At 63.4% G+C, this 26,483-nt stretch carries 25 protein-coding genes and 1 pseudogene; 12 read left to right on the plus strand and 14 right to left on the minus strand.

All coding sequences use genetic code 11. The features are described from left to right. Positions 1 to 305: 305 nt before the first annotated feature. The 4 genes from P1K88_RS04190 to P1K88_RS04205 all read right to left on the minus strand — a co-directional run bounded on the left by P1K88_RS04190 (position 306) and on the right by P1K88_RS04205 (position 2,734). A complete protein-coding gene (locus P1K88_RS04190; protein ID WP_276412793.1) occupies positions 306 to 995 on the minus strand; it encodes a hypothetical protein in 690 nt (229 codons plus the stop codon). Between the two features lie 41 nt (positions 996 to 1,036). Continuing rightward, complete coding sequence (locus tag P1K88_RS04195) at positions 1,037 to 1,417, minus strand: methylglyoxal synthase (protein WP_276412794.1); 381 nt, start codon at positions 1,415 to 1,417, stop codon at positions 1,037 to 1,039. Positions 1,418 to 1,522: 105 nt separating this feature from the next. Beyond that, positions 1,523 to 2,182 (minus strand): helix-turn-helix domain-containing protein, encoded by a 660-nt coding sequence (locus tag P1K88_RS04200; protein ID WP_276412796.1) that lies wholly within the window; start codon positions 2,180 to 2,182, stop codon positions 1,523 to 1,525. An 87-nt stretch (positions 2,183 to 2,269) separates the two neighbouring features. Beyond that, positions 2,270 to 2,734 (minus strand): deoxyuridine 5'-triphosphate nucleotidohydrolase, encoded by a 465-nt coding sequence (locus tag P1K88_RS04205; RefSeq protein ID WP_276412797.1) that lies wholly within the window; start codon positions 2,732 to 2,734, stop codon positions 2,270 to 2,272. Positions 2,735 to 2,875: 141 nt separating this feature from the next. Here P1K88_RS04205 and P1K88_RS04210 point away from each other — a divergent pair, with 141 nt between their 5' ends. The 7 genes from P1K88_RS04210 to P1K88_RS04240 all read left to right on the plus strand — a co-directional run bounded on the left by P1K88_RS04210 (position 2,876) and on the right by P1K88_RS04240 (position 8,363). Next, entirely contained in the window at positions 2,876 to 4,849 is a 1,974-nt protein-coding gene (locus tag P1K88_RS04210) for an aconitate hydratase (RefSeq protein ID WP_276412799.1), read from the plus strand. Positions 4,850 to 5,238: 389 nt separating this feature from the next. Beyond that, positions 5,239 to 5,724: a GNAT family N-acetyltransferase gene (locus tag P1K88_RS04215; protein WP_276412801.1), complete on the plus strand. Its 486-nt coding sequence runs from the start codon at positions 5,239 to 5,241 to the stop codon at positions 5,722 to 5,724. A 55-nt stretch (positions 5,725 to 5,779) separates the two neighbouring features. Next, on the plus strand, positions 5,780 to 6,202 hold the full coding sequence (locus tag P1K88_RS04220) for a DUF5810 domain-containing protein (RefSeq protein WP_276412803.1): 423 nt from the start codon (positions 5,780 to 5,782) through the stop codon (positions 6,200 to 6,202). 24 nt (positions 6,203 to 6,226) lie between these two features. Continuing rightward, entirely contained in the window at positions 6,227 to 6,640 is a 414-nt protein-coding gene (locus tag P1K88_RS04225; RefSeq protein ID WP_276412805.1) for a DUF5809 family protein, read from the plus strand. Beyond that, complete coding sequence (locus tag P1K88_RS04230) at positions 6,640 to 7,047, plus strand: hypothetical protein (RefSeq protein ID WP_276412807.1); 408 nt, start codon at positions 6,640 to 6,642, stop codon at positions 7,045 to 7,047. The genes P1K88_RS04225 and P1K88_RS04230 overlap by 1 nt, the downstream gene beginning before the upstream one ends. After that, positions 7,044 to 7,586 carry an NUDIX hydrolase gene (locus tag P1K88_RS04235; protein ID WP_276412809.1) on the plus strand — a complete coding sequence of 181 codons (543 nt, stop codon included), beginning with the start codon at positions 7,044 to 7,046 and terminating at the stop codon, positions 7,584 to 7,586. The genes P1K88_RS04230 and P1K88_RS04235 overlap by 4 nt, the downstream gene beginning before the upstream one ends. A 426-nt stretch (positions 7,587 to 8,012) precedes the next feature. Continuing rightward, positions 8,013 to 8,363: a rhodanese-like domain-containing protein gene (locus P1K88_RS04240; RefSeq protein ID WP_276412811.1), complete on the plus strand. Its 351-nt coding sequence runs from the start codon at positions 8,013 to 8,015 to the stop codon at positions 8,361 to 8,363. 283 nt (positions 8,364 to 8,646) lie between these two features. Here the strand turns inward: P1K88_RS04240 and P1K88_RS04245 are convergent, their stop codons facing one another. From P1K88_RS04245 to P1K88_RS04255, 3 genes are all read right to left on the minus strand, one after another. Next, positions 8,647 to 9,639: a transposase gene (locus P1K88_RS04245; protein ID WP_276412812.1), complete on the minus strand. Its 993-nt coding sequence runs from the start codon at positions 9,637 to 9,639 to the stop codon at positions 8,647 to 8,649. 117 nt (positions 9,640 to 9,756) lie between these two features. Beyond that, positions 9,757 to 10,242, minus strand: coding sequence for a DUF8154 family protein (locus tag P1K88_RS04250; protein WP_276412813.1), 486 nt, complete (start codon positions 10,240 to 10,242; stop codon positions 9,757 to 9,759). Beyond that, a complete protein-coding gene (locus tag P1K88_RS04255; protein ID WP_276412814.1) occupies positions 10,232 to 10,900 on the minus strand; it encodes a nucleotidyltransferase domain-containing protein in 669 nt (222 codons plus the stop codon). The genes P1K88_RS04250 and P1K88_RS04255 overlap by 11 nt, the downstream gene beginning before the upstream one ends. A 471-nt stretch (positions 10,901 to 11,371) precedes the next feature. Here P1K88_RS04255 and P1K88_RS04260 point away from each other — a divergent pair, with 471 nt between their 5' ends. Further along, entirely contained in the window at positions 11,372 to 11,662 is a 291-nt protein-coding gene (locus P1K88_RS04260; RefSeq protein WP_276412815.1) for a hypothetical protein, read from the plus strand. Positions 11,663 to 11,749: 87 nt separating this feature from the next. Here P1K88_RS04260 and P1K88_RS04265 read toward each other — a convergent pair. Further along, positions 11,750 to 12,004: pseudogene (locus tag P1K88_RS04265) on the minus strand (IS5/IS1182 family transposase); the annotation flags it as partial. 15 nt (positions 12,005 to 12,019) lie between these two features. Continuing rightward, positions 12,020 to 13,360 (minus strand): ISH6 family transposase, encoded by a 1,341-nt coding sequence (locus P1K88_RS04270; protein WP_276412816.1) that lies wholly within the window; start codon positions 13,358 to 13,360, stop codon positions 12,020 to 12,022. A 911-nt stretch (positions 13,361 to 14,271) separates the two neighbouring features. Between P1K88_RS04270 and P1K88_RS04275 the strand changes: the two genes are divergently transcribed. Further along, positions 14,272 to 14,679 (plus strand): ArsR/SmtB family transcription factor, encoded by a 408-nt coding sequence (locus P1K88_RS04275; protein ID WP_276412818.1) that lies wholly within the window; start codon positions 14,272 to 14,274, stop codon positions 14,677 to 14,679. Between the two features lie 78 nt (positions 14,680 to 14,757). Here P1K88_RS04275 and P1K88_RS04280 read toward each other — a convergent pair whose 3' ends face one another. Continuing rightward, a complete protein-coding gene (locus P1K88_RS04280; protein WP_276412819.1) occupies positions 14,758 to 15,147 on the minus strand; it encodes an ArsR/SmtB family transcription factor in 390 nt (129 codons plus the stop codon). A 326-nt stretch (positions 15,148 to 15,473) separates the two neighbouring features. On the opposite strand from P1K88_RS04280, the gene P1K88_RS04285 reads away from it, so the two are divergent. Beyond that, entirely contained in the window at positions 15,474 to 16,790 is a 1,317-nt protein-coding gene (locus P1K88_RS04285) for an FAD-dependent oxidoreductase (RefSeq protein ID WP_276412820.1), read from the plus strand. Here the strand turns inward: P1K88_RS04285 and P1K88_RS04290 are convergent, their stop codons facing one another. Continuing rightward, positions 16,791 to 21,713: a PAS domain S-box protein gene (locus tag P1K88_RS04290; protein WP_276414115.1), complete on the minus strand. Its 4,923-nt coding sequence runs from the start codon at positions 21,711 to 21,713 to the stop codon at positions 16,791 to 16,793. Here P1K88_RS04290 and P1K88_RS04295 point away from each other — a divergent pair. After that, the gene (locus P1K88_RS04295) at positions 21,615 to 21,902 is read left to right on the plus strand and encodes a hypothetical protein (protein ID WP_276414173.1); all 288 of its coding nucleotides are present in this window, start codon (positions 21,615 to 21,617) and stop codon (positions 21,900 to 21,902) included. The genes P1K88_RS04290 and P1K88_RS04295 overlap by 99 nt on opposite strands. Before the next feature lie 412 nt (positions 21,903 to 22,314). Here the strand turns inward: P1K88_RS04295 and P1K88_RS04300 are convergent, their stop codons facing one another. The 3 genes from P1K88_RS04300 to P1K88_RS04310 all read right to left on the minus strand — a co-directional run bounded on the left by P1K88_RS04300 (position 22,315) and on the right by P1K88_RS04310 (position 24,623). Then, positions 22,315 to 22,530, minus strand: a complete 216-nt coding sequence (locus P1K88_RS04300) for a DUF7511 domain-containing protein (RefSeq protein WP_276412822.1) — start codon at positions 22,528 to 22,530, stop codon at positions 22,315 to 22,317. Between the two features lie 725 nt (positions 22,531 to 23,255). Continuing rightward, positions 23,256 to 23,834 (minus strand): DUF1684 domain-containing protein, encoded by a 579-nt coding sequence (locus P1K88_RS04305; protein ID WP_276412824.1) that lies wholly within the window; start codon positions 23,832 to 23,834, stop codon positions 23,256 to 23,258. 432 nt (positions 23,835 to 24,266) lie between these two features. Next, positions 24,267 to 24,623 (minus strand): SHOCT domain-containing protein, encoded by a 357-nt coding sequence (locus P1K88_RS04310; protein ID WP_276412825.1) that lies wholly within the window; start codon positions 24,621 to 24,623, stop codon positions 24,267 to 24,269. A gap of 1,044 nt (positions 24,624 to 25,667) precedes the next feature. Here P1K88_RS04310 and P1K88_RS04315 point away from each other — a divergent pair. Next, a complete protein-coding gene (locus P1K88_RS04315) occupies positions 25,668 to 26,450 on the plus strand; it encodes an SDR family NAD(P)-dependent oxidoreductase (protein ID WP_276412826.1) in 783 nt (260 codons plus the stop codon). Positions 26,451 to 26,483: the final 33 nt, after the last annotated feature.

Genomic DNA, 26,483 nt, shown 5'->3' on the forward strand with positions numbered 1-26,483 from the left:
GGATAGAAGTAACATATTCCGTAGGTTATTTACCGCGCGATGCGATACACCGACACCGGCAGGAGGTTGGGTCGGCGACCCCGTCGGGCCGACGCGCTCGCGGGGCTCGCTGTCATGCACATGCCAGTTCGGAGTCACGAACCGGGCTCCGTCCGGACCAAACTGTGCCTGCCGTGTCAGTCAGAGGACGTCAGTCAGCAGGCGATGGGGTGACCCCCATCGTTTCCTCACTCGCGTACTTCGACGGTCCCGCGCCGTGCCAGCGGGGGGCCGTCCCACTCCACTCCATGCACTCGCCCGCCCAGTCACGACTGGTAGGCCCGCTCTATCTCCGCGACGGCCTGGGGGATGACCTGCCGTTCGGCGCGACGCATCGACCGCAGCGCCTCGTCGGTAAACTCCACCGAGAACGACGGGAGCGCCCGTGCGAGGCCGCCCAGGACGTCGCCGGGGTCGATGTCCAGTTCGAAGGTGAAGACGCTTCGCTCCTCGTGTAGCGGCGCGCTGAACGCCAGATGTTCCTCGACGAGGTCGACGGCGGCCGTCCGGCCGTAGGCCTCGGCGACGGCGGCGACGAACTCGTCGCTCTCGGCGTCGACGATGGGAGCGATGTCGTCCCCGAAGGCGCGCTGGCGGGCCAGCAACCGGTCGCGGACCGCCTGTCGGCGCTCGTCCCGGACCCCCTCTCGCAGGGCGTCCCAGTAGATGTCGTGTGCCAGAATCTCGTCGGCGTAGGTCTCGAAGGGCGCGTCGCCGGCCGCGTAGTCTACGACCGTCTCGAACTGTCGACTGATGGTCCGCTCGTAATCTGTGAGCCTCGGCCGGACGACGTGGCGCTCCAGCGGGCGGCTGTTTTTCAGCAGTTTGCTCACGACTTTACTCCCCCCACCCCGTGACCCCCGGATGACGGCGGCCACGTCGAAGGCGTCGTACGTCTCCTCGACGAGGTCCGCGAGGTAGCGTTCGAACCCACGTTCGATGGCACGTCGTGTCACACCTGCCTTTCAGGACCGGACGATAGTAGCCCTTGCGGCGGTCACGCCGACCCGCGGCGCTCGAGGCCGTCGAGGACGAACTCCGCTGCCGCCCGGGTCGTCGCCATCGGCACGTCGTGGACGTCACAGATGCGCAACAGCGCCGTGATGTCCGGTTCGTGGGGTTGGGCGGTCAGCGGGTCCCGGAGGAAGACGATGGCGTCTACGGCCCCGTCGGCCACCTCGGCGCCGACCTGTGCGTCCCCGCCGATGGGCCCGCTCTGTTTTCGTTCGACGTCGAGCTCCGTCTCGTCGATGATGCGCTGGCCGGTCGTGCCGGTCCCGACGAGTTCGAACGTCGAGAGGAGCTCCTCGTACTCCTGGACCAGATCTATCATCTCCGGTTTCTCGTCGTCGTGGGCGATGAGCGCGACGCGCGTCATGGCCCGACTGTGGCGGGGCACGAGTAAAGGTGGTCGGGTACGGCGGGCCGCCGGCGCGTCGTCGCTTTCCGCCGTCGGCCGCTGGGCCCCGCCGCGCGAGCGTGGCTACTGCAGGTGTGACTCGACCAGTCGCCCCCCGCCGTTCGCGAGCGTGTTCTCGAGCAACGAACGCGTCCCGCGGCGCAGTCGTTCGGAGGCCGCCTGACTCGAGATGCCGAGGTCGTCAGCGAGGTCCGACAGCGAAGCGTCCCGGGGGACGGTGAAATACCCCTCGTCTAAGGCCAGCAAGAGCACCTCCCGCTGGGGGTCGGTGACGCCGTACTGGGTCGGTACCTCGGCGTCCTCGGTGAACGACTGGATGTCGACTTCGACGCCGCTGTCGGCCAGTTCGTCCCTGAACGCGAGCACCGTCCCCTTGTTCGGGAACTGGGCCCTGACGGCCCACGAGTCGTCCTGCCGTCGGGCGCCCTCGAACACGCTGTTCCCGCCTACGAGGCCCCGTCCCATCGTCGTCACGACGTGGTCCTGGGTGTCAAGCGAGTACAGGTGGCCCGGCCGCGTCGTCGAGACGTGGGTCATCCCGCCGACGCTCCCGTCGGCGGTCAGTGCCTCCTCCAGGCTCCCGCGGTCGACCGACCCGAACGCGACCACCGTCCGGCACCCGTCGCTGGCACAGTGGAGCTGCCGGATGCGGGCGGACGCCTCGGGGAGTTCGACGGCCGTGTGCTGGAGGAACGAGGCCGGGACGTGAAAATCGACTATCATGTTCTCTTGTGGGGGGTGAACCGTGATAAAACCCAATCAACGAACCAACACGTTCGGGCAGGGGCGGCTCCGGGCCGCCAGACGCCCTCAGTCCAGGTTCTCGTGCTGGTAGGACCCCTCGTAGGTCCCCTCGTGAGCGGCCTCGGCCAGCACGAGCTGCGCGATGCGGGCGCCCGTCTCGAGTTCGATCGGGTGATGCACCTCGAGCAGTCCCTCGCCACGCCCCTCGTAGCCCGCGTCCCAGACGGCCGTATCCAGCATACAGGAGTTGCGAAGCAGCGACGAGCGCGGGTAGAGGAAGCCGACGTGACCCTCCGGGACGACGACCTGGTCGGCGTACTCGACGACGTAGCCACCGGGGTCGAGGTGGTAGACGCCGTCGTCGGCCTCGCACTCACGCCGCTCGCCGATGGTCTTCCCGCCACGTTCGATGCGACCCGGTTCGACCTGTTCGTAGACCGCCTCGAGCGTCAGGTCCACGCCGTTGGGCTGGACCTGCGAGTCTCGAAGTCCCTCGAGTCGTTCCGCGACGAACTGCCCGCTCTTGAACATACCGCCGGTCCGACCGGCCGACCGATAGGCTTGCCGGTCTTCGCTACGCTGAATCGCCGGACGGCCGCGGGAGAAACTGCACGCAAAATAGGGAGGAATACGCGGGATTTATACGCGCGCGCCGTCGATTGTCGAACTGTTATGGGACAGACACTCACGGAAAAGATTCTCGACGACCACCTCGTCGAAGGGGAGCTGACACCCGGCGAGGAGATCGGGATCGAAATCGACCAGGTGCTCACACAGGACACGACCGGGACGCTCGTCTGGCTGCAGTTCGAGGCGCTGGGCCTCGAGGAGGTCCAGACGGAACTGGCCGCCCAGTACTGTGACCACCAGACCTACCAGTTCGACTTCAAGAACACCGACGACCACCGCTTCCTGCGCTCCGCGGCCGGCACGTTCGGGGCCCACTTCTCGCGACCGGGCAACGGTATCTGTCACAACGTCCACAAGGAGAACTTCGCCGAGCCCGGCAAGACGATGCTCGGTTCGGACTCCCACACGCCGACCCCCGGTGGCCTCGGCGAACTCGCCATCGGGTCCGGTGGCCTCGACGTCGCCGTCGCCATGGGTGGCGGCCCCTACTACATCGAGATGCCCGAAGTCGTCAACGTCCGCCTCGAGGGCGAGCTCCCCGAGTGGGCGACCGCGAAGGACGTCATCTTAGAACTGCTCCGTCGCCTCTCGGTGAAAGGCGGCGTCGGCAAGGTACTCGAGTACACCGGCCCCGGCGTCGAGACGCTCACCGTCCCCGAGCGGACCACGATCACCAACATGGGGACCGAGCTCGGTGCCACCTCCTCCATCTTCCCGACGGACGAGAACACCAAGGACTACCTCGAACGGCTCGGCCGCGAGGACGTCTACGAGGAAGTCGTCCCGGACGACGACGCCGAGTACCACGACGAGATCGTCGTCGACCTCTCGGAGCTGGAACCGCTCATTGCCACGCCGTCGATGCCCGACAACGTCGTGCCCGTCAGCGAGGTCGAGGGCGTCGACGTCGAGCAGGTCATCATCGGCTCCTGTACGAACGGCGCCTACGAGGACATCCTCCCGTCCGCGAAGATGCTGGAGGGCCGTAACATCGACAAGAAGACCGAGATGATCGTCGCCCCCGGCTCGAAGCAGGCCTCCGAGATGCTGGCCCGCGAGGGCTGGACCGCGGAGATGATGGCCGCCGGCGTCAACTTCTCCGAGGCGACCTGTGGTGCCTGTATCGGCATCGGTCACGTGCCCGCGAGCGACTCGGTGTCGCTGCGGACCTTCAACCGCAACTTCGAGGGCCGTTCGGGCATCGAGGACGACAACGTCTACCTCTGTTCGCCCGAGGTGGCCACCGCCGCGGCGCTCAAGGGTGAGATCGTCGACCCGCGCAACCTCGCCGACGAGCTTGGCGACCTGGAAGCACCCGGCCTGGAGATGCCCGACTCGTACATCGGCAACTCGGAGTCCGACCTCATCGCGCCCGACGAGGCCGTCGACGACGAGCTCATCAAGGGCCCGAACATCGGGGACGTCCCGCTGAAGGACCCGCTCGAGTCCGAGGTCGGCGGTGAGACCCTCCTGAAGATGGAGGACAACATCACCACGGACCACATCATCCCGGCCACCCAGGACATCCTGATGTACCGGTCGAACGTGCCGAAACTGTCGGAGTTCACGCTCTCGCGCGTCGACGATACGTTCGCCCAGCGCGCGCTCGACGCCGACGGCGGCGTCCTCGTCGCCGGCGAGAACTACGGCCAGGGCTCCTCGCGCGAGCACGCGGCCCTCTGTCCGATGTTCCTCGGCATCGAGGCCGTCTTCGCCCAGAGCTTCGCCCGCATCCACAAGGCGAACCTGTTCAACTTCGGTATCGTCCCGCTCGAGATCGACGAGGAAACCTACGAACGGATCGAGCAGGGCGACGACATCGAGATCGTCGACGACGTCGCCGAGGCCGTCCGCGACGGCGCCGAGGAGTTCACCATCCGCATCAACGACGACTGGGAGGCGACCGCGACGCTGGACGCCTCGCCGCGCGAACGCGAGATCCTCGCCGACGGCGGCAAGCTGCCCCACACGAAGATGCAGCACGACGAGGGCGGCGCCGCGCCCGCCGACGACTGACGGTACGTCGAACCACCGCATTTTTCGCCGGCCGACCCCGGAGCGGCGCGGCCGTCGGCCGCTGTGCCGTGTCGGGTCGCGGTCTGTCGCCGGTCCGCGCCACTGGCGGGTCAACGCGCCCAGCGCCGTCGCTGTGAGGGTCTCTGTCGGTACACTGGTCGTCGCGTTCGCTCGAGAGGGGGGGATACTGAAAGAGGGGTGGGGGTGGGGGTGGTGGCACCCAAAGTGGGTGCACTCTGAGCTTCGACGGTGATACGTATCAATCTTGCGGCCCGCAGGGGGGGCGTTCACTCCCCACGCCCGACTATCAATCGTAAGAACGACCCGTCGGCACCGTGGTGCTCCGGCCGGCGACAACATCTATGTAGGCACCCGTCCTACGTCGGGACGTGACGACGACCGCGCCCGACGACGCCGTCGAGGTGCCCGCCATCCGTCAGGCCCGGCGGGCAGACCTGCTCGAGATCCACCGCCTCGAGCAGTCCGCGTTCCCCCAGCCCTGGCCGTTCTCGGCACTCGAGAGCTATCTGGGCGAACCCGGGTTCCTGGTCGCCGAGACGGACGACGAGACCCTGCCGGCGGTCGCGGGCTACGTCATCGCCGACACGGTTCCCAACCACGGCACGCCGCTGGGTCACGTCAAGGACCTCGCGGTTCGGCCCGAGTGCCGCCGGCAGGGGGTGGCGACGGCGCTCCTGTCCCGCGCCGTCGCGGTCATCTCTGCGGCCGGCGCCGGGTCCGTCAAGCTCGAGGTCCGGGCCGACAATCACGGCGCTCGCCGACTCTACCGGCAGTTCGATTTCGAACACCGCAAGACCATCCCGAACTACTACAGCAACGGGAACGACGCGCTCGTGATGGTCCGCCTGCTCTGAGCGCCACCGCGAGACCCGGCCAGATTTACGCCTCCGGCCCTACGGGTACGACACGATGGGGTACGCTTGTCCAGTGTGCGACCAGCCACAGGCCGACGCCGAGCACCTCGCGAACCACCTCGCCTTCACCGCGCTGACGGGCGGTGACGACCACGAGGCGTGGCTCGACGACCGCGTCCCCGACTGGGGCCAGCTGGGCGAGGCCGGCCTCGCGGACGTCGTCGTCGAGCACGCCAGCGAGGCCGACTACCCGCAGGTGTTCGAGGACACGACCGGCGGGCACGAGGGCCACGGTCGCGAGCACGCGCACGGTCCCGGGCACGGCCACGACCAGCGGTCGCTCTCGGACGCCGACCGCGACGTGCTCGCGGAGGCCCGCGACCTGACCGAAGCGATGCTCCGGGACGACGAGGGGACCGACCGTGGAGAACCGGGCGACGGAGCGCCGAACGAGCGGTCCGGAGACGAAACCGAGTAGTCCCGCGAGGTCCTACCGCCGTCCATGGAGACAGAGGGGCAGTTCTCGCCGACGACGGCCGAGGCGGCGCGCGAGCGCTACGAGGCGCTCGGGCCGACCGCACAGGTCGTGGTCAAGGAAGTCGCGAAGGCCATGGGTCTGGACGCCGACGAGTACCGCAAGCGGATCACCGGCGAGGTGGTCGAGACCGCGCGTGACGTCCTCTTTGCCGAGTCGCTCGCGGTCACCGTCGGCACCCGCGCGGAGTTCGAGGACTGGCGCGCCGACGCCGACCTCGAGGTGACCGTCGTCGGCGCCGAGAACGTCGACAACGTGGCCTGGCACGCCGCACCCTTCGCCGGGGAGGCCGTCGCCGCGACCTACCAGGGCGAGCGCCGCGCGGCCGTCGGGACGCTCCGACGGCAGGCCTTCGGTCGCATCTACGACGGGGTCGTCTGATGCGGCGGGTCACGCGCGACCTCCTGGTCGGCCTCACGGTGGTACTCGTCCTCCTGCTGGCGCTGGGGGCGGTCCCGAGTCTGCTCAAGTCCGGCGACCCCTTCTACGTCGTCGCGACGCCCGTCGACGACCAGAGCTCGAACGTCACGGCGGTCAACAGCACCGCCCTCGACGCCCAGTTCTACCCGTTCACGGCGACGGCGCTGTCGAACGCGACGGCCGACGAGGCGGGCCGGTCGGGACCCTACTGGCGCGGCCCGGTCGGACTCAAGGGCGCGTTCACCCACTCGCCGTTCGACGAACACGACGCCCTCAGCCAGCAGTACCCCGCCGCGACCGACGGCGAGCAGGTCCGGGTCCGTCACAACGGCACGCTTTACCACGTCGCGGTCACACAGCCGGTATGAGCCGCGACCCGTCCCACGAGTGGCCCGTGGTCGAATCCGAGGCAGAGTACGAGACCGGCTGGTACACCGGCGGCTACGACCGCGTCCGCCAGCCCGACGGCTCCGAGAAGGACTACTACTGGGCCGAACTCCCCGACGCCGTCGTCGTCGTCGCGACGACCGGCGACGAACTGGTCATGGTCGACCAGTTCCGCCCGACCATCCGCGAGCAATGTCTGGAACTCCCCGCCGGCATCGTCGAGGACGGCGAGTCCTACACGACCGCCGGCGCCCGCGAACTCCGCGAGGAGACCGGATTCGACCCCGCCGGCGTCTCCCTGCTCGAGGACTTCTACTGCTCGACCGGCGTGTTGCGTCATCGCCGGGGCATCGTCTTCGCCGAGGGCCTCGAACCGGTCGAGGCGGATCTGGACAGCAACGAGTTCCTCGAGGTGACGACGGTTCCCGTCGACGAGGCGCTCGAGGTGGCCCGGCGCGAACCCGCCAACGACGCCACCATCGAAGGCATCCTGCTGGCGCGCGCCGAGGGTCTCCTGTGACCGACCGATCGGCCTGAACGACCTCCCCTTCGTCGACCAGCACCGCCCCCGCACGAACCGGCACGCTGGAACTGCCGACCGGCGGCGTTGAACCCGACGCGTCCCCCGTGTGGCCGCCCGCCACGAGCTCGAAGCGGAGACCGGCTACCGCGCCGGGACGCTGACCCCACGTCGAGTCCTGTTCTGTCGGGGCGGCTCCGGTACTACCGCCACGGCTTCGTCGCGACGCCCCTCACGTCCGGCGACCCCGACCCGGAGGACGACGGGGACGTCGAGACGGTCACCGCGCCAGTCGACGCGGCGCTGTCCCGGGCGCGGGCCGATGGACCGCCCGTGGAGAACGCTCTGGCGCCGCCCTTGCTCGCCCGGGCCGACGGTCTGGTGTCGTCCGAAGACCGTTTACGCGTCGACTGCTATCGGTGCCACATGGACGGTGAAATCGGCCTCGAGGAACTGAAAACGCTCCTCTCTCGGGACGGCGTCCGCGTGGTCGACATCCGCTCGCCGGCCGCCTTCGCACGCGGCCACATCCCCGGCAGCGAGAACGTGCCCTTTCCCACGCTCGTCGGCGACGTAGAACGGTTCACCGGCACAGACCACGTCGTGACCGTCTGCCCGCACGGCGAGTCGAGCGTCCAGGCCGCCCGCCTCATCGCCTCCTACGAGGGCTTCGACGGCGACGTCGAGAGCTTCGCTCCCGGGCTCGACGGGTGGGACGGCCCGCTGGAGGCTGGCGGCGACGAGACCGCCGACGAGGGCCCCGAAGCCCCGTTCTGAGCGGTCCGGCGCGCCGTCGCTCAGTGTTGGATCGTGGTGGCTCGGTCGAAAACGCTCTCATCACACGGGGCTGAGCGGGGGTAACATCTCGTCATCGCCACCATCACCTGGTATCCCTTCATCGGTGAAAAGTTCGTCTATTATCGAGTCGTGATTGAGAGTAGCGCGAGAAGCAACGGCACTCCGGCTCGACCTATAACAGAAACCGACCACCAAAATGAGTTAGATGGGCCCACTCGATGAATCTGAAAGCAGGTATGTCGAGGGTGTCATAGAAGAGTTCTCACACCGTGATCACGGTACTTCCTGGATTATCTCCGCGTTCGTAGTTGGTGATTGCGACGACGAGACGAAGACACAACGCGAGAAACACCTGTGCTCGCGCGTGGACACGGCCTCGGGCGTGCGTTCGCCCGAGGCCGCAGTCCTTCACTGATTCGTTAGTTCGCTCGACTCCTGTGCGGCGATTGTACGTCTCGTCTAGCGTCGATTGCTTCAGCCGTACATCCTCGCTGTGTTCGGTGATGCGGTCTTCGACTCTGTACTCGATATCTTTCGGCTCGTCGGTGTTTCGCGCGTTGTACGGGGCGACTGGCACGACCCCTGCGGCCAGCAGGCGGTCGTGCCAGTCGAGTGTGTCGTAGGCACTGTCACCGACCATCCACATCGGCTTGGCGACGGCGAGCGCGTCACACGTGACGCGCATCGCCGTCTCCTCTGGTGCTTGCTTACTCTCGGTGAACTCTGCTGCAATTGGGATCTTTGCCCCGGTCGAAACGATCGTGCAGCCGTATCCGTGGTAGTACTCTTCGGCGGTTGGATCGTAGCACTTCGACGCGTCTTGATCGGCTGGCAACGCCCTGATATCCGTTGAATCGATGCAGTAGGTCAAGTCGAGCAGGCCGCGGCGGGCGGCCTGCTCGACGAGGTTGTCGAAGACATCGTCAACAACGTGTTCGAGGTCGGTGAGAAAGCGATCGACCGCGTCTCTCGACGGCGGTCGATCGAAGCCACAGCTCAACCAGACAACCGTGTTCCGAAGCTCTCGTTCAACGGGACGGATGCCGTAGATATCGTGGTAGTAACAATGGAGGAACCCACGCATCATCTCTGGTGGTTCGTGCTCTCGTGTTCGCCCCGTCTGCGCCGGGGCGAACACGTCGAACTCTTCGAGAAACTCGAAGGAGAGATGCTCAAACAGCGCTAACGTCTCGGTCTCCGCGACATTGAAAAACGTCTCTACCGAAGGATCATCTTGCAGGGTCGCTGAGGCCATACCATCTCAGCATTCACCCTGCTCTTTGGTGTGGTAATCGTTCTATGACACCCTCGGTATGTCGGTTAGATTAACAGCCAAGCCGGGACCGATGGTATGAGAGACCGACCATTGCGGTCAGCAGAGACACTCGTGACGTACTCGACTCCCGTCAACCAGGTCTCGATGCATCTCCGTAGCGAGTTCGTGCATCGCCTCTGCTTGCGCCTCGGTAGCAATTCCGAGTCGGTAGTACGTTTTCGTCCGGTTTTGGTTCCACAGTTCGGCTAGTCGCTCCCCAAATGCATCATCATAGAGTCCGACCTCTGCACCTCGCTTGTAGAGTCTCCGGTGACTGCTGATTACTTCGGAAGCCTCCATTGCGCCGTCGTGGATCAGTCGGAACTGGATTGTCCGCTCGATCGCCACGAATGATGACTCAATGACGACCGTATAGTAGCCGTCGTCAAGGAGACGAGACGCAGCTGCCAGAAGTCGACACGCCCGACGTAACTGTACGAGTTCGGCCTCCTCGACATCGAGCCCCTCTTCGACGTTCCGGGGCGCTTGCTCGAAGCTACGCTCGGAAGCCTCGAGTGCGTTGACGACGGAGTTATTCTCCATTCGCGTACACCTCCCTACGAATATCGGAGAGTTGCTCAGACCGGACAAGTATGAGTCCCTCGTCGAACTGCTGCCGTAGCCTATCGCCGATCCGTTTCGCGCTTTCGGTTGATTCAACGAGGACTTCGAAGTTGTAGCGGTCACCTACAAACTTCGTTTGCTGGAGAGTGCTCACAATCGACTGGACAGTTCGGCGAGCCTTTGTCTTGTCATCCTCAACGAAGACGAGAATGTCGATGTCACTCGCGCGATCTGCCGTGCCTCGTGCGACGCTGCCAAAGAGAAGCACACCAACTAAATCATCAACTTCTGCCTGAACCCTGTCGACAAAGGCTCTGATGGGCTTGTGAAATTCAGACTGGGGGATAGATAAGACTGGATCAGGTTTCGTGAGCCGGTCACGATGGATACTCACGTACTGCTTACGGCCTTCTTGCCGCGTTTGGACAGTACCGAGTTGTTTGAGCAGTTTGACGGCCTTTGAGACGGTCGCCTGATTTCCGTCGACCATCTCAGCCAACTGCCCAATAGTGAATTCGTCATACGGCTCCTCAATCAACCGCGACAGCACGTCTTGCATCGCCTGATACCGAAAGACGCGCTCATCGGGAAACGGATACTCCAGAGCGAGTGTTGTCGTCTCTTTCCTATTGGGCATACTATTCCTATTAGGAATGGTTCCGTATAAAGCCTCCTCCCTGAGGCTTAGGTGGAACCCTTAGAGACAGACATGAATCGCGTGCAAGATACAGAGGATCAAGTCAGCACGGCGCTCACCTTCATTCCACGCTCTCTCGAACGAATCGGCTGCTCACTGCGTGTGCAAACCTCGCAAACGTCAGTCAGTTCTTAGAACCTACGAGTTCGGTGAACCAGAGCGACGATTCAGGATAATTTCGCCAGAGAACATGGTTATCCCGGCCAATATTAGAAGCACCCCGATGACGACCCAGTACGAGATAGTACAGGCGTTACACCCGTTGTAATAGACGACGGCTCTGTTGAAATCCTTTTGCACAGACACTATGCTCAGAGTAAATAGTCGATACATCAATTGTGCGAATGAAACAGTTGGCTCATGTTATAAACTGGAACAAATATTAAATAACAGACGGTTTTTGTTCTGTACATGACTCGTGTAGTATTCCGTGACCTGCTTGCGAGGCGAGAATCGCTAGCAGGTCTATTCTTTCTTGGTGCGCTACTAATACCGGTCGGACTTGTGATTTTTAATGCTGGAAGAACGGTCATGAAATGCTCTCCTGGATCGACGGGGCTGCCGGGAATCGAGGAGGTATACGGAGGGATTTTGGTCGTGACGGATGGCTGTAATCTATATGAAATACCGTTTCTTAGCCTCTTTGGAGTTGTCTTAATGGTTTTAATCCTTGGGTTCGTTGTGGTACGTGGCGTCAAATGACGACGTGTGGCTTATTTACGGACACCACTACTACTTCTCCCCTCAATAGCGTCAACAATTCCTCTATTAACACCCTATATCTGCCAATTAGAGTGATCGGTCGATGTTGTGAGAGAGACAGGCAACGACCAGTTCACGAAACTGCTTCCACCAGTGCCGTGAGCGGACGAATGCGCCGTATTTTCGCTTGAGGCGAGAGTTCACCGTTTCGTTCTGACTGCGCTGACCGTAGAGATCGTCATCCAGCCGAACATTCCACGCCCTGTGAAGTGCCGAGAACTCTCGGTGTTTGATAAGCGGACGAAGATTCTCCTCACGGGCTAACGCCCGAATCTTTTGGTCGCGTCGCAAAGCGGTCTAGAGTTTGCCTCTGGTGCTCTCAATTGAGAGGTCACAGCTCATTGCTGTTTTGGTCGATCGCTGGAGCAGTTCGTCGAGGAACGATTGGTAGTGCTCTGGATCAGCGTACTTCACCAGCCGAAGCTGGAGTATCGCCTCTAATCCCTCCGTTGTCCAGCGCATCCACTGGTTCTTGCACCGTTTGCTGACCTCCCCCATCAACCGTTCGACGGGGTTCGAGGTCCACGGCACCTCGAACCCCTCGACAGCCTGATCGGCAAACGTCACGATTGACGGCAGCCACCGCCGAAGATACCCCGCCGCCTTCTCTGACCCGTACTGATCCAACTGCCACGCTGTCTTCTCGATACGCTCGGTCGTTCGCGCGATCCGTTCGCGGATCGCCGCGAACTCCTCGTCTGGACGGTGTTTAGCGACCGAGTTCTTCAGATGGAACACCTCGTCGATCACCTCCGAGACGATCTCGTTCCGCCGATCCAAGGAGAACACGCCGTCGTCCCAAAGGTTGTAATCAAGCGTCCGACCGACGTGGACGAGATCGAGTTGGTGATTACGATTTTCGTCGGTAAATGCCGTGACGATACCCTCATCAGCGTCACTGACGACCGTCGCGTCGTCAGTGACTGCGTCGATGTCTTCGAGTTCGGCGGCTGTTTCGTCCCAGTCAGCGTTGACCGAGAGATCCAGCAGGGAGCGCGACTCCTCGGCAGTATCTTCGCCGAGCGTGGCCTGGACGGAGTGGTACGAGCGGTCGTCGTCTTGACTGTGGCACTTCGTGCCGTCAGGAATAACAGCGTCAGCGTCTGTGTCAGCGACACAGTCTGAAAGGAACTGCTTGAGCTTGCTGCCGTATTCTCTGGCGCGGCGGTTGATGGTGGTCGGCGACGGCATCTCCGGGAGGATGCCATCGCCGTGGTCAGCAGCATCCCGATAGCTGAGCGAGGTGGCGAGATCGACGCTTTTGGCGGCGATGTCCTGCTGATAGCGGTTTTGCCCGTCGAAGTCGAGAACGTCTTCGACGGGGCGGAAGTAGCTGGGTTCGTCGTGGTCAGCGGCGGTATCTTCGACGTAGTGAAGGTCGAAGTCGTGTTCACCGGCGGTTGTGACGGCTGTACGGGTGTCGGTACCAGCTCGTTGGAAGCGTCGGTCACCGTTGCCAGTAGCGTGTTTCTCACCACAGAGCGCCTCGACGCGGCTCGCGTCGAGGCTCTCGACCAGTCCTTCGAGAAGAACTGATTCGACGTTCTGGTCGGTGATGAACTCGGCGAGCGTGGCGAGCGGTACCGTTTTGTCCTCGTCGATGCTAATCGTCAACCGCACGTCGATTGTGGCGTGCATGGGACACCTCTTGGGTGGACACCAGAGGCGTCCCGTTCCTCACGGGAGCCAGTTGCTACTGAACTCTAGAGGACTTTGCGACGCGACCAAATCCTTGGACTCCAATACCTTGGAAGCCAGAACCAGCCGATGGGGGACACCCTGCCACTTCACATTGGAGTGTGATTCCGGTTGCAATCCCGATTAGTGTGGAAAGGGCACCGATGCCAATGATACCGAGGCCGTACTGGCCAAGACGCCGCAAGGTCATGTCTCAATGATAGTGAACCTCTTGAAAGGCCTTGCGGGCACAAAATCAAACGCAATAACCTGAACTCCTCACTAACCAGATTGTTATTTCCAACCGCTGGACTGACCGAATCAGACGACCCCGATTCTCGGTTTGCGACGTGCAAGACTCGCGCGCTGTATTCAGCACGTCTGTCGAATCATCTCAACAATCGGAGTCTTCGAAATGCTCCACTGACATTCAACACGAACAGCTGGTTCCACACCAGCGCACAAATCTATTAATAGAAAATGTGTCTCAGCGGGGGTAACATTTCGTCATCGCCACCACTGATGAGTAACCTGCCGATGGTGAAAAACTCGTTCATCGAACGATTGCGTGAACTGCGCTCCCATCTTCTGCGAGGTCGGCCTGCCCTGTTCAGCTATCTGGGTCTGTACCGTTCGAGCTGTCGCTGCGTGTTCCCGGATGTCTGGTACGTCGCTGCCCTCGTCGCGACGCTGGGGAGCCTCGACAATCATGGGGGACGTAGATCGGTGACGATGGCTCCCTCGCTACGCACGGCTGGCTCTCTTGGCCAGTCGATGTCCACGGTAGAGGCTAGTAGTATAGCCCGCTTCCGGCAGCGGTATCGACAGATGTAGTGGAATCGTTTCAGTTGGGTGGTCCCCAACACCGGTGTATGAGTCATCTGCTCCCACAGAAACCACTCGTCGACCGCCCAGATCCGGATTCCCGGATCGTCACCCTCGACGACGAGGATGCCGACGAAGTATTTACCACGCTCGGCTCAGATATCAGCCGGGCCGTGCTGGCAGAACTGTATCGAGACCCGGCGACGCAATCGGAACTTGCCGAACGGGTCGACACCTCCATCCAGAACGTCGGCTATCACGTCGAGAACCTTCTCGAGGCAAACCTCATTACCGTCGTCGAGCAGTGGTATTCGAAAAAAGGCGTCGAGATGGACGTCTTCGCTCCGGCTGGGGCCCCGCTGGTCCTTGTCGCCGGCGGTCACGAACGGACCGTCACCGTCGAGACCAACACGACTGCTCCCACGGTAGACAGGCTGGCGAACGGTGACGACTGACCCCGCGTCTGGTGGTGAACGAGCAGGACGCTAGCACCCCGCCCCACGCTCTCCCGAACACTGCAACCGTTACCAACTTCAGTCACCAGCGGCCGATGGCCGCGACCCGGTCGAGGAGTGGCCTCCACCGGCGCCGCTAAACGTCACCGTGAGTCCGTCGACGGTCATCTCCAGGGCAAGCGATTCGAAGTTCGTTTTGAACACGGTCCGATGATGACCCCTGCCATCGTACTGCATCTCCGTCTCGACGAGTCCTGCCTCCTCGAGGGAATTCAACCGTCGATACACCGTCGCCCGGGAGGCGCCACACTCGATAGCGATCTCACGGGCGGGCTTGGCCTCTGTACTGATCATCTCCAGGATCTCCTGTGCGTATGCTGCGTTGAGTCGCGTGAGAATCTCTCTCGACGGGAGCGTGTCCGTGCCCCTCTCTGAGTCCTCGGTCGCTGTCGTGTGGGTGGCTGACATCTTCTGCGCTGAGTAAGACTGTCCCACGACAGCATCCCAAACCTACTGTCAACTGACGTTGTTTCGCCAGGAACCCCCCTGGCTAGTAGTATTGTGTTGTGGCTCTGTGACACGGGCTGTGGATCGCCGTCACTGCCACTGCCCGGTGTTGCGGTCAGTGAAACACGGCGCGGGGACTTAGATGCGAGGCGGACCGACCGGAACAGCTGTATGCGGATCCGTCGGCCCTCCGAACCGCGTCGCCACCTCACACGCCACCTGGACGCATCGATCCCCGGCAGCGCAAGTCACCGCTACTGCTCGAGTCGGCGAGGGAGTCCAGCGAGATGACCGCCGGCCAGTGTCCGGACTCGGCGGCTCCCCCCGCAACTGACGAGGGAGCCGAGCCAGCTACCACGCGGGAGACACACACTGCCGACAGCGTCCCGGAGCAAAACTGGTTACTGGAAACCGACGCCAGCGACCCCCGTCGCGATAGACAGGTACTCGTCGTGGGAGATACCGTCGTCGGGCTCACACTCACCAGCTTGCTCCATCGGCAGGGCTACGATCCCCTCCTCGTGTGCCAGTCCGGTGGCGCTATCGAGTCGCGAGCGACGTTCCTCTCGCAGCCAGCGTGTCGGGTCCTGGATACGCTCGCGATCGACACAGCCTCGTCCGATAACGGAGTTCCGGTCCAGCGTGTCTCGTTCGCACAGGCCAGCGACTCGGCGGAACCGTCGTCTGTCAGTTCGGTGTCCAGCGGTCGAGACGATCCAGGCGCAGTCGTCGTGGATACGCGGTGGCTCACAGACGCTCTCGAAGCGACGCTTCCGGATCGACAGCGCAGCACGGATCGCGCTCTCGCCACGCTCTCGGCACGAGACGATGGGTTGGAAGTCGCGTTCGAGGATGGCATCACCGAGTGGTTCGACGTGCTCGTCGATGCCACTCTCGACGGCGTGGCGCATCGTCTGACACGCACCGGGACGTCAGACCCAGCGACGCTGGCACAGTACGAGGCGGTGGTCGACACGCGGACAGTCGACTCGCCACAGGTTCGGGAGGTCTGGTATTCGAACGCTGTCGCACAACGACTCCCCGTCGCCGGCGGCGCGGAAACACTCGTCCGTCTCACGATCCCTCGGACACCAGTTGCTTCGACCTCGCCCGGCGAGGTCTTCCACGCCCTGATCGACGAGGGCGTCCCCGGGACCCGGATCGACCTCCCCCCAGCGGATGAGTGGGAGTCGACGATGGTTCGACAGTGCGTCGACTGTGGCGACAGCGACCGGATACGGTGGGGAACCGATCGGGTAGTGGCCTGTGGCACAGCGGCCTATCCGACGGTGCCAGCGACCGGGTTTTCGCCCTGGTTCGGCATCGAGAGTGGTCTCGGATTTCTCTCCGAACTGATTCGCGAGACCCGCCCGGTGTCGGACGTGATCGATGCGTACACGCGCCAGCGCTCCCAGCGGCTCGGCGCGCTTCGACGGACAGTCCGAGAGACGAGGGAAGACCACGCGTACCCGGCCCTGGAATCGGCCCCGACGGTACTGGAGCGGGTCGCTGAACTCCGACAACTGACGCTGGGCTCGTTCCTCGACAGTCGGCTCCGGGCGATCCAGTCGGACGGAGCCAGCCCCGCTGATCAGTCCCGGTAGTCAGTCACCCTCGCCAAATAGCAGTTCGAACGTCTGTTGCTCTGCGAGACGGAGGTGTTTGTTGAACGTCGGCTGTGTGATATTCAGCCGAGTAGCGACCTCGCTCCCGTCGTGTTCACGGGGCCACTCGAAGTACCCCGCGGAGAGTGCCGTTCGGACCACCTCGAGTTGCCGGTCGGTGAGCGCGGTTCGGACCTGCTCGTTCAGCTCGGACGGTGTCCGGTCCTGGCGCTGGTGCTGTCGCTGGGCGGTGAGTGCAAGCGACGGGGAAACGTCCCGAATCCGTTCGACAAACGAGCGGACATCTGCTTCTCGCGGGACCTCGACGAGGATGGTCGTCTCGTCCGGGTCTGCGACAGCCTCCCGGAGAATACCCCCGTACTCGGCGATCGGGGAGCCAAACCAGTCAGTCGCATGCGCCTCGACCAGGGTCGATTCCGACCCGTCAGTGACGACGTCGACTGGCCCGGGGAGGCGCTGTTCGGCGATCTCGACCACGTCGGTCGGTGCATCGCCTTCGAAATTGAAATACAGGCTCGTGGAGCCCTCCTGTCCAGCAGCGGTCCGTTCGAGCCTGACGCGACAGTCCGCTTCGGTCGCCGCCTGCGCGAACGGGAGCCCTTCGCCCTCACCGCGGAACTCAAGTTCGACGGTCTCGTCGGACTCGAGGGCCCGGCGGCGCTCGATCGCCGCCAGCGCGTTTGCGATGCTGGCGCCAAGCTGGGAGAGGACGTCCCGTTCGCGCTCGCCGAACTCGTTGGGTGACTCGGCGCCCACAGTCAACACGCCACGCGTGATGTCGTCGTATGTCAGCGGGACCGCACAGAGGGACTGGTACCCCTCGGAGAGACCAATCCGCCGCCAGTCGTCTGCTGGCCCGTCGGCGACGAGCGAGTCCGCTACCTGCAGCTGGTCGCTCGTCCAGGCCTCGACTGCGGGGTGTGGATCCACAGTCTCACCCGCCGTCGTCAGATCCATTGATTCGACGTGTTGCGCCGTCGTCCCGACGATAGCGCGAGGTACGAGACGGTCGGATCCGGCGTCGACGCCGCCGATCCACGCCAGATCGTACGGGCCCGTATCGACGAGGCGTTCACAGACTGCCTGTTCAACGTCGGCACTGCTCGAGGCTTCGGTGATCGCGGCCTCGACCCGCTGTGTGAGGCGAGCGATGCGGTCCAGCAGCTCCGCTCGCTCTGTCTGTGTCTGCAGTTCCGCCTCTCGAGCGGCGAGCCGTCGCTGTCCTTCGAGATGATTGAGTGCTGCCTCAAGCGTCGCGGCGAGCACGTGGGCGGCCTGCACCGACTCCGCACCTAACGATCCGTCGTGAGTGCCCACGAGGAGGGTGCCGTGGCTCCCCAGCGAGAGCGCGCGCCATGCCGAGAGATCCGCCAGTCCTGTCGTGGATCCGGAGTCGGCTTGTTCACTGTGAGAGCCCGGTCTCTGTTCGCCCCCGTCGGATGTGACGCTCGTGCCGGCCGCGAACCCCTCCCAGAGTGGGCTCGAACCAGGACCGATGGGCTCGTTCGCCATGTCTGACGGGAGTTGCCCGGCCAGCACCTCCGGTCTGAGGACCCCCTCATCGTCGTCGTACAGGAAGGCCCCGACCGCAGGGAGATTGAGGGTCTCGGCAGCCGCCTCGACAGCGATCCGCGTCGCCTCTTCGGGTGTGTTCGCCGTGGCGAGGTCATCGGTCGCGTCGTCGAACGAGGCGATACGCCGCTCTCGCTGTTTCCGCTCGGTGACGTCCCGGCTGACGATTACGAGCCGCGTCTGGCCATCGTCCCACTCCGTCGGATAGTAGTCCGACTTGACCCAGCGGGTCGCGCCATCGTGTCGACTGATTCGGTACTCCCTGGAGTACCTCTCGGCCGCCGTTCCCGCTCGAACATCCGCGACGATGTCCTCGACGAACTGCCGGTAGGCATCTGCGTCCTGTGGATGGAGCGTGCTGAAGAACCCCTCGTCGTACGCTTCGATGAGCTCCTCGAGAGACTGTCCCCAGATGTCCTCGTATCCGGAACTCACGTAATCGGGGGCCCGTGATCCGGAGGTGATCGCCTCGGCACGCGTGATGAGGATCGCTTCGTCGATCCGATCGAGGACTGCACGGAGTCTTCGTTCGCTACGGCGTCGATCCGTGACGTCCCGGTTGAGCGAGACGTACCGCTGTTCCCCACTGAGTTCGATACTCGTCCCTTTGACCTCCAGCCAGCGGATCTCCCCGTCGCTGGTCTCGACGGCCCACTCCGTCTGTCTGGGCCCGTCGGCGTCGAGGACCGTCTCGACGAACTCCCTCGCGCGGTCGATCGTATAGCCCCGGTCGGCCGCGCTGAATCCAGCGACTCCCATCTCCAGTATCTCCTCGCGGTCGTAGCCCAGCATGTCACAGAACGTCTCGTTGACGTCGACGAGTTCTGCCGTCTCGGGATCGTGGACCGTGATCGAATCGGTGACACCGTCGAAGATCTGTTCGTACTCGCGTTCGCGGCGCTTGCGTTCGGTGATGTCGTGCAGGAGTGCGACAATGCGTTGCTCGCCCGCGATCTCACCCAGCTCGTGTCTGGCTCGGACCCATACTGTCTCACCGTCGGCCGTCTCGAGGGCCCATTCGAACTCCTGTCCGCCTTCACGGACGGACTCCTGGATCAGGCGTCTGGCTTCCGCAGCAGTGGCTCCCTCGTCCGTGGCCTGGAACTCCGATAACGGTCGCTCGATGAACGCATCACGGTCGTAACCCAACAGGTCGGCGACCTGTCGGTTGGCGGTGACCACGTCACCGCTCTCCGGGTCGTGGACGACGATTCCGTCGCCGGCCATCTCGAAGATCTGTTCGTACTCGCGCTCGCGGCGCTTTCGCTCGGTGATGTCCGTGACGCGGCCGACGACGCGGTCGACGTCGCCACGCGCGTTCCGGATCGGGAATCGGGTGACTGCGACCCACCGCGTCTCACCGTCCCGGTCGATGCGATACTGGCCTTCGTACGTGTCCTGTGGCTCGCCGGCAGCCACATCGTCGATCAGTCGCTGGACGTCGGCCTCGTATCTCGCCCGGTCGTCCGGGTGAGCGACGTCGATGAACGATGTCGGCTCCTCGTAGAGCTCCTCGACAGGCCGTCCGTAGATGTCCTCGTACGCCGGGTTGATGTACAGCATCTCGGAGAAGTCGGCCGTCGTGAGATAGACGATCTCGTCGATATGTTCGGCGATGAGACGGAATCGACGCTCACTTTCGCGGCGTTCCTGAGCCTGCTGGACCCGATCGAGTGCCGTCGTCGCGTGTCGGGCGAGAATCCGCGCGGCATTGAGCGTGACTGCGTCGATGTGCCTGGGTTCCGGTGCTGCTGCCGAGACGAGGCCGTGACCGTCGAGCGGGATGAGCGCTGTCTCCGGGGCTTGCTCTTCCCCGGGGCCCGTCTCAGGCTCGATCACGCGTAGCGCTTCCTCCTGATACGCATCGTACGGAACCGAACCAGGCTCGATGACGTCGGACCCGGCCAACCCCGCTGTGGGACCACGCTCCGAACCGCTACGCACGACGGGGGTCAGTTCCGGGCCGTCGTCCGTTGCACGCCAGCAGGTCGGCGCTGTCAGGTCGAGCACGTCCCTGACGGCATCCGTGACGGCTTCGCACACGGCCTGTGCCGTCTCGGCAGTCTGGACGGCTTCGGTCGACTCGTGGAGGGAGCGGACCATTCGCTCGCGCCGCTTTCGTTCCGTGACATCGGTGTACCAGACGTACGCATCGGCGACGCCGCTCTCGCCCTGGCCAGCGTCGAAGTGAATTACGTTGAAGAGAAACTCGCGGATTCCACTCGCCGTCTGCCGTGGTGCAGTCGCGTTGACACGGTCACCGCTCGCTGCTTGCCGTCGGAAGCGGTCGAAGTCGTCGTGTTCGTCCTCCGGAACGAGTATCTCGGCCACGGTCGCCCCGACGACCTCCTCGGCAGCGTACCCGAAGACCGCCTCGAATGCGGGATTGACCTCCCTGATGATCGGCTCGTCGTCCTCGTCGAACCGAACCCGGACGACTGGGTCGGGGTTGTTCTCGAACAGTATCGATCGGCGGTCCCGTTCCTGTTCGAGCCGTCGCTCGTACTCGGTACGCGCGGTCACGTCCCGTGACAAGGCGAGGACACGGTCTTCTCCCGCAATGGTGGCCGGTGCCAGATTCGTCTCTAACCGTCGCTGTGCCCCGGCAGCAGTTTCGATCGTCCACTCGACGGTCTCGGCTTCTCCGGTCGCCGCGACACGTTGCTGGCGTTCGTAGGGTGTTCCCGACCCGAAGCCGGCATCGGACACGCTGAGTCCGCTGATACCCAACTCCAGCAGCGTCGCGCGGTTGTATCCCGTCAGTTCGGTCATCGTCTGATTGACGTCGACGATCCGTTCGTTCCAGGGGTCGTGGACGGAGATGACGTCGTTGACGTTGTCGAACACCTGCCGGTACTTCCGTTCCTCTCGGCGGCGTTCGGTGATGTCCACCGACGTCGTTAGCACTACTTCACGGCCACCGACGTGGACTGTCCGCAGGCGCGCTTCTGTCCACCGGACCCCACCCTCGGCTGTCTGGAGTGGCCACTCGATCTCGAGTTCCCCGTCCTGTTGTGTCACACTCGACACGACCTGCGTTATCCACTCGTGGTCGTATCCGGGGAGATCAGCAGTGAACTCGCCGAGCCGCATCGACTTTACTTCCGCCCGATCGTGGCCGAGTAGTTCACAGAGTGTCTCGTTGGCGTGGAGCATCTCGCCCGAGTCCGGATCGTGGAGAATGGCGACGCCCCCGACGTTATCGTATATCTCACGTGCGCTGGTCTGTGCGTGTTCTCGTTCGACGGTTGTCCGAAGGCGCTCTCCCAGTACGCTCGGGGCTGTCTCAGCCAGTCCGCGCGGAAGCCACTCTGTCGCACCGACCGACAGTACGTCCCCGACGGACTCCTCGTCGTCACTTTCCCCCAGGACGACGACCGGCGTGGTCGGCTGTTCAGCCGTCCATCGCTGCACGATGTCGACGATATCGTCCTCTCCCGGGCCGCTGCTTACGAGCAGGCAATCGGTCTCTGTGGCTGTGTCCCCGTGGGTCTCCCCTGTGGGGCCCGTTTCGAGTGAGAGCCCAGCCCCCTGTTCCAGTGCCGACCGAAGCTCGCCGTCCGGATCTGCCCCCACAAGCAGGAACGAAAACGAGCGAGAGCCACCAGCAAACATAGATACTACCTGACACTCGAACCCCGTAAATTGATGGTACGGAGTCACCACGGCGTCCAGACGCCGCAGCACCCGACGGAGTGGTGCGTTCGCGCAATGTACCTCAGCGAGTCGTGCCGGAGAAGCGTCGATAGCTGACGAGTAGCAAGACGACACCCCAGGTAGCGAGTACTGTCGCCATCGCCCCGGATTCGCAGCGTGGCGTCGCCGCTGTGGCGCCGACGATCGCCCCGGCGTCACTGCTGATCTGGCTATCGACTCCCAACGGGCTGAGCCGTCCACCGATGTCAAACGAGGTCCGGCCGACAGCGTGCTCTCACTGCATTTCGGTAACGTCTACGAGCACCTCGACGTCGGCAGTGATCCACGCAGTTGTCGTGTCGGCTTCAGGGCGATCTGGAACAACGGTGGCTCGGTTGGATTCGGGGTCCAGAACCACATCGAGCTGTGACGGCGCTGGGTCCGCCTCGGGCCGCTGGAAGTTTTCATCGACCGGGGAAACCGTTCTCTCTCGGACATCGAAGTCGGTCATATCTAGCGCAACGGGTGGCGGGATACTAATACGGGGAGCAGCGTTTCGGGAACTGAGACGGACGTCTCTCTAGTTGTCCCACCGACACAACCTCCCAGTGTTTCAGCGTCAGAGACACGCTGGGGGGCTTGATTACATCCCGGCACGTACGTGCAGGTAGCCGCCGGTCGGAGGCGGTCCCCGAAAAGTATCCGACATGCTCGCCCCCCATCATCCACTGGTGGCAGCCGAGCGGGCGGTCAATTGCCCCTTGACAGACCCCACTCGGCTGTCTCGTTCCCTTCCCTTCCCTTCCCTTCCCTTCCCTTCCCTTCCCTTCATCCCCCATAATATTCGACATTTCTCCGCTGGTCGCCGGGCTGTCATCGGCTGATTTGAGTTGGTGTTGAGACTCCTGTATGGGTGGCACTCTCCGGGTCGGTGTCGATACTGCGAACGACCGGTTTGACTCGGCTCCCTACGACGACGACACCAGTGTCGCGGGTATCCGGTGCGATCTGATACGTATCGATGAGCGACGACGTCACGACCCGGCGCTGACAAACGTCCTGTTCAACCGGTCGTCGTCGGTTCGGCCCAGGTGCGGTTCCCCTCGATTCGAGGGTCGCCTCGCAGTTGGCCGGTCTATCTGCATCCACTCAGCGCGGGTGTATTGTAGTTTTCGGACAATATTCTTCCTCCGTGCGATGCGCTCTGTGGTCTCGCTCGGAGTACGCGACCGACCGTCAGTGCTGGTGGCCCCGGGGGTCGGCGGGGAAGTCCTGTTCGCCGGCCTCGATTCGGACGTCGAGCCAGTTCTCGACGGGGATCAGCGGGCACTCGTAGGCGTGGTTGTAGGCACAGGTCGGGTTGTACGCCGCGTTGAAGTCGAGCTCCCACTCGCCGTCGACCAGGTGTTCGTCCGGGACGAGATCGAGATATCGACCGGCCTCGTACGTCTCCTCGCCGTTCGTCTCGTCGCGGAAGGGGACCCAGAACCGCTCGGCGTCGCCGTCGGGCCGGTAGGCTTGCAGCGTGTACTCGGTCCCGTCTATCTCGAACCGGAACGCTCCCCACCGGCGGTACGTCTGCTCGCCGTCCGCGGTCGTCTCGACGGTGATTCGCTTCTTCCGGTCGTGTTCCTCGAGCGGGAGTGAAAACCGGTACGCCGGGTCGGGGTCGAAGTACGCGAGTCCCGGGAAGTCCGCGCCGCGCAGCTCCGGCGGCAGCGGCGACCGCGGCGACTCCCGGAAGGACTCCGCCTTGGAATCGCGCTCTCGCCTGATTCTTACGGCCCAGTCGGCAGGCAGGTCTGTTGCGGGCATGGCTCTGTTTAATATTGTGTCTACTATACAATAGAACTTTCGACCCAGGAGATGGCATCACCCGCTCCGACCGTGGCGGTCCCGACCTGCGCTCGGAAACGTTCTATTCACGATGGTTACGCCGGCGGCCGCGTCAGTCCGACCTCGACATGTGGGACGTGGTAATCGTCGTACGTGACGGTCGCCGCTCCGTGCGGACTCGTCATGCTCGAGGGGACCCGTTGCCGGCGGCCCGCCCAGGCGCGGCCGCTCAGCGGCGCGAACGAATCGAGATACTCGGCCGCCGGGGACCCGGCGAGGCCGCCGACCCCGACGCCCAGGATGCCCCCTGGAGCCCCCGTCGTGTGACGTCTCGGCCCATGCCGGCTGAACTGACAACGCACCAATAAGTATTGCGATGGGGGTGAGGGCGACTCGATTCGCCAGTCACTCTCACGACGACGTGCGTCGGTTCCCACCGTCATTGAGTCTGGCGGCCCGGTGCTCGAACTCCTCGTCGGTGAGCTCACCGCGGGCGTATCGCTCCCGAAGCACCGCTTCGGCCCGACCCGAGTCGGTGCCCGATCTGCTGGTGCCCAGCAGGTAGACCGCGCCGACGAGGAGCACGCCGAGCAGGACCAGCCAGATGAGCGGCATCAGGAACTCGAACCCGGTGCTTCCGGCGCTACTCCAGGGTGCGAGCCCGTTCCTGGCGACCCAGTCTGGCCCCATCGGACCGTGTGGTCCCACTGGACCGTGTGGGCCGCGGTGTGGCCCCCACTGGGCGACGCCCTGTACTGGACTGTTCATAGTTGTCGTCCTCCACTACACAGTCGGCTCGCAGCGAGGATATATGCCGAGGGCGATTCTCGGCCGGCAAGAATCTCTTCGGTCACCCCGCGTGCAGGGTGGTCGTCGAGGGCGGCCTCCATCGACACTTCCCCGCCGGGAACGACCCACACCTTCCCGATCCGCGAGGGGATTTTCGGGAGAAAATTCAACGAATATATCCAGAATTGACCAATACGATTCTCAATTCGGGAAATATATCTATAGAAAGTGTATATCTCTTATTATATTTCGAGTAGCGAGGATATATCTTCTCATACGACTGTATATGTTGATAACCGCTCCGTTCGGTGTCCGACAGCCGAACAGCTGCTGGACGAACGCGTTCTGTCACTTCCCGCTGTGAACGGTCCGGTGTCGGGCGACGCGTCGCCGGTGCGACGGCTGGACATAACAAACGTACGTATGTTAGAAGTGTGCTGTCGTCGGGTCGCCCTCGAGGAGATCGGTGTCCGCCCACCGGCTGTGCCACGGCGGGTGTAGGGGGTCCGTGGCACCGTCCACGTGCGTCCGTCGCTCGTGGTGGGCACGTCTGCGCAAAATACCCCGAATCGCCACATGATACTGACTGAAAAAAGAAAAATTAATATTATCACAGTCAAAAATTACCACGGCGTCACTGATACTGCGCCGAAAAAACCGAGGGAAGACGAGGCCATAAAGCGTGTGCATTGTTACCATTGGTCTGCATGTGAATATATTTTAGCCATTAGAAGTTGTAATTAATATCCAATGCGAAGAAATATTCACGTGCTGTTCACCGTCAGTCACGCGGCCGGCGGGAGTGGTGTTCACTTACGGAGTGATCCGTTCAGAGAGCCGGAAAGCCCCGACTGCCATCGGGCGCGACCCGCCGATGACGCCCCTCTTTCAGGCCTGTCCGTAGCCGGGTGGTCAGCTGTCTCGGGCGGGGCTCCCTGGCTCTGTATGGTGAGTCTGCTAACGGAAACACCGGCTCGCCGGGTCCCAGAATGTTTAACACGTACGTTGGCGCAGTTACCGACGATGCCAGACTACAGTGCAGACTTCGACGGGAAGACCGTTGTGGTCACCGGTGCGACCTCCGGAATCGGACGCGAAATCGCCATCAGGTTCGCGGACGCCGGGGCGACGGTGCTCAACGCGGACATCGAGTCCGAACCCAAGGACGCCGACGTCCCGACACACGAGTACATCCGCGACCAGGGCGGGACCGCCGAGTACGTCCAGACCGACGTCTCGGACGCCGAGGACATCCGTGCGGCCGTGGCCGAGGCCCGGGAGCACGGCGGTGTCGACGTGATGGTGAACAACGCCGGGCTGTTCATCGGCGGCGGCCTGCTCGAGGTCAGCGAGGCCGAGTTCGAGAAGATACACGAGGTCAACGCCAAGGGCGTGTTCTTCGGGTGCCAGGCGGCGGCCGAGGACATGATCGACCGCGGGGCCGAGGGCTCGATCGTCAACACCGCCTCCATCAGTTCGTTCGTCGCACAGCGCGAACAGATTCAGTACGACTCGACGAAGGCCGCCGTGAAGATGATAACCCGCGGGGCCGCACTCGAGCTCGCCGAGCACGACATCCGGGTGAACGCCATCGGCCCCGGGCAGATTGCGACCGAGTTCATCGACGGCTGGTCGGAGGAAGCACCCGAAAAGGCGGCCACGGACGGCCTCATCAAACCGGTCCCCGCCGGGCGGGCCGGGACCCCCGAGGACATCGCCGGTGCGGCCCTCTACCTGGCCAGCGACGACGCGGACTACGTGACCGGCGAGGTCCTGATGGTCGACGGTGGCTGGCGAATCATCTGACGGGACGCGAGCCGTCAGGAGAATAGTTTTATA

Origin of the sequence: Haloarcula halobia (assembly GCF_029338255.1) — an archaeon.
GTDB classification, from domain to species: Archaea; Halobacteriota; Halobacteria; order Halobacteriales; family Haloarculaceae; genus Haloarcula; species Haloarcula halobia.

What these genes read in the sequence shown, in the direction of transcription:
- P1K88_RS04225 (WP_276412805.1), top strand. Translation starts at nt 6,227, where the DNA reads ATGGAGACAGAGGGGCAGTTCTCGCCGACGACGGCCGAGGCGGCGCGC.
- P1K88_RS04260 (WP_276412815.1), top strand. Translation starts at nt 11,372, where the DNA reads ATGACTCGTGTAGTATTCCGTGACCTGCTTGCGAGGCGAGAATCGCTA.
- P1K88_RS04250 (WP_276412813.1), bottom strand. Translation starts at nt 10,242, where the DNA reads ATGGAGAATAACTCCGTCGTCAACGCACTCGAGGCTTCCGAGCGTAGC.
- P1K88_RS04300 (WP_276412822.1), bottom strand. Translation starts at nt 22,530, where the DNA reads ATGACCGACTTCGATGTCCGAGAGAGAACGGTTTCCCCGGTCGATGAA.
- P1K88_RS04305 (WP_276412824.1), bottom strand. Translation starts at nt 23,834, where the DNA reads ATGCCCGCAACAGACCTGCCTGCCGACTGGGCCGTAAGAATCAGGCGA.
- P1K88_RS04195 (WP_276412794.1), bottom strand. Translation starts at nt 1,417, where the DNA reads ATGACGCGCGTCGCGCTCATCGCCCACGACGACGAGAAACCGGAGATG.
- P1K88_RS04230 (WP_276412807.1), top strand. Translation starts at nt 6,640, where the DNA reads ATGCGGCGGGTCACGCGCGACCTCCTGGTCGGCCTCACGGTGGTACTC.
- P1K88_RS04240 (WP_276412811.1), top strand. Translation starts at nt 8,013, where the DNA reads ATGGACGGTGAAATCGGCCTCGAGGAACTGAAAACGCTCCTCTCTCGG.
- P1K88_RS04200 (WP_276412796.1), bottom strand. Translation starts at nt 2,182, where the DNA reads ATGATAGTCGATTTTCACGTCCCGGCCTCGTTCCTCCAGCACACGGCC.
- P1K88_RS04285 (WP_276412820.1), top strand. Translation starts at nt 15,474, where the DNA reads ATGACCGCCGGCCAGTGTCCGGACTCGGCGGCTCCCCCCGCAACTGAC.
- P1K88_RS04315 (WP_276412826.1), top strand. Translation starts at nt 25,668, where the DNA reads ATGCCAGACTACAGTGCAGACTTCGACGGGAAGACCGTTGTGGTCACC.
- P1K88_RS04235 (WP_276412809.1), top strand. Translation starts at nt 7,044, where the DNA reads ATGAGCCGCGACCCGTCCCACGAGTGGCCCGTGGTCGAATCCGAGGCA.
- P1K88_RS04310 (WP_276412825.1), bottom strand. Translation starts at nt 24,623, where the DNA reads ATGAACAGTCCAGTACAGGGCGTCGCCCAGTGGGGGCCACACCGCGGC.
- P1K88_RS04205 (WP_276412797.1), bottom strand. Translation starts at nt 2,734, where the DNA reads ATGTTCAAGAGCGGGCAGTTCGTCGCGGAACGACTCGAGGGACTTCGA.
- P1K88_RS04255 (WP_276412814.1), bottom strand. Translation starts at nt 10,900, where the DNA reads ATGCCCAATAGGAAAGAGACGACAACACTCGCTCTGGAGTATCCGTTT.
- P1K88_RS04210 (WP_276412799.1), top strand. Translation starts at nt 2,876, where the DNA reads ATGGGACAGACACTCACGGAAAAGATTCTCGACGACCACCTCGTCGAA.
- P1K88_RS04280 (WP_276412819.1), bottom strand. Translation starts at nt 15,147, where the DNA reads ATGTCAGCCACCCACACGACAGCGACCGAGGACTCAGAGAGGGGCACG.
- P1K88_RS04275 (WP_276412818.1), top strand. Translation starts at nt 14,272, where the DNA reads ATGAGTCATCTGCTCCCACAGAAACCACTCGTCGACCGCCCAGATCCG.
- P1K88_RS04220 (WP_276412803.1), top strand. Translation starts at nt 5,780, where the DNA reads ATGGGGTACGCTTGTCCAGTGTGCGACCAGCCACAGGCCGACGCCGAG.
- P1K88_RS04245 (WP_276412812.1), bottom strand. Translation starts at nt 9,639, where the DNA reads ATGGCCTCAGCGACCCTGCAAGATGATCCTTCGGTAGAGACGTTTTTC.
- P1K88_RS04270 (WP_276412816.1), bottom strand. Translation starts at nt 13,360, where the DNA reads ATGCACGCCACAATCGACGTGCGGTTGACGATTAGCATCGACGAGGAC.